Genomic DNA, 1740 nt, shown 5'->3' on the forward strand with positions numbered 1-1740 from the left:
ACCCCACACCCTCACCACCACACTCACCACCCTCCACACCACCACCAACCACCCCATCAACTGGAACACCCTCTACCACCCCCACACCCCCACCACCCCCCTCCCCACCTACCCCTTCCAACGCCAACGCCACTGGATCAACACCCCGGTGACGGTGGGGAACCTGGGGTCGGCCGGGCTCTCCGCAGCCGAACATCCGCTGCTGGGTGCGGCCGTGGAGCTCGCCGGTGAGGAAGGCCACCTCTTCACCGGGCGGCTGACGCCGACGACGCAGCCGTGGCTCGCCGACCACGCCGTACTCGGCACCCCGCTCCTCCCCGGCACGGCGATGCTGGAGCTGGCACTCGTAGCGGGCTCACGACTGGACTCACCCGTGGTGCGGGACCTGGCCCTGGAGGCGCCGCTGGCACTGCCGGACGACGTGTCGGTGGACATCCAGCTCAGGGTGGGGAGCGCCGACACCGAGGGGGCGCGGCCGGTGCGGCTGTACTCCCGGCGCGAGGGCGCCTCCACATGGTCCCGGCACGCCAGTGGCACCCTCGCCCCCGCGACCCGAAGCGCCGCGGGCGAGGGCATCGGGGCCGCGTGGCCGCCCGTGGGCGCGGTGGCCGTCGACCTCGACGGGGCGTACGAGCGCCTGGCCGATCACGGCTACGCGTACGGGCCCGCGTTCCAGGGGCTGCGCGCCGCGTGGCGGCTCGGTGACGAGACCTTCGTGGAGCTCTCCCTTCCCGAGGAGGCAGGGTCCGGCGACTTCGCGTTGCACCCGGCACTGCTCGACTCCGCCCTGCACACCATCGCTCTGGCGGACCTCGGAGCGGATCGCGGGACGCCGCTGATCCGGCTCCCCTTCGTCTGGTCCGATGTCGTCCTGCACGGCAGCGGCGCCACGCTCCTGCGGGCCCGGCTGACTCCGGCCGGGGACGACGACGTGGTGCTGACGGTGACCGACGGGTCCGGCCGGCCGGTGCTGTCCGCCGCGTCACTGACGGTGCGGGGCGTGGATGCCGGTGCCCTCAGGGCCAGTCACGGGCCGCAGGATTGCCTGTTCCGCCTGGAGTGGTCGGTGGCGGCCGCCCCGGCCCCCGAGGCGGCTCCTGCCTCCGCGTCCCCGATCTCGGTGCACCGCGTGGCGGCGACCGTCGGGGCGGGCGGGCCGGAGGAGCTCCGGTCGGTGCTCGGCGAGGCGCTCGGTGCGGTCCACGACCACCTCGCCACTGACGACCCGGAGCAGCTGCTGGTCGTGGTCACCAGGAACGCGACCACGGCGGAAGCGGTCGACCCGGTGGCCGCCGCGGTGTGGGGTCTGGTGCGTTCTGCCCAGGCCGAGCACCCCGGCCGGTTCGTCCTCCTCGACATCGACGGCGACCGCGACGACGAGCCCTCCCCCGAAGTCCTGCACAGCGCCGTCACCACCGGCGAGCCCCAACTCTCCCTGCGGGGCGGCCGGCTGCTGGTGCCCCGCCTGACGAAGGCCGGGAACGTCGAGGGCCCGGTCCCGGCCCTGGACCCCGAGGGGACGGTGCTGATCACCGGGGGCACCGGCACCCTCGGCGCCCTCCTCGCCCGCCACCTCGTCACCGAACACGGCGTACGCCACCTCCTCCTCACCAGCCGACGCGGCCCCACCGCCGAAGGCGCCGACACCCTCACCAACGAACTCACCACACTCGGCGCCCACACCACCATCACCGCCTGCGACGTCTCCGACCACCAAGCACTCACCCACCTCCTCGACAC

At 73.9% G+C, this 1740-nt stretch carries 1 protein-coding gene; it reads left to right on the forward strand.

Going from position 1 to position 1740, the window contains the following annotated elements; genetic code table 11:
• Positions 1–1740, forward strand: a 1740-nt coding sequence (locus AB4039_RS42145; protein ID WP_442273297.1) for a polyketide synthase dehydratase domain-containing protein, incomplete at both ends; no start/stop codon positions are given.

The organism is Streptomyces sp. M-16 (assembly GCF_052114405.1).
In the GTDB taxonomy this organism is placed as follows: Bacteria; Actinomycetota; Actinomycetes; order Streptomycetales; family Streptomycetaceae; genus Streptomyces.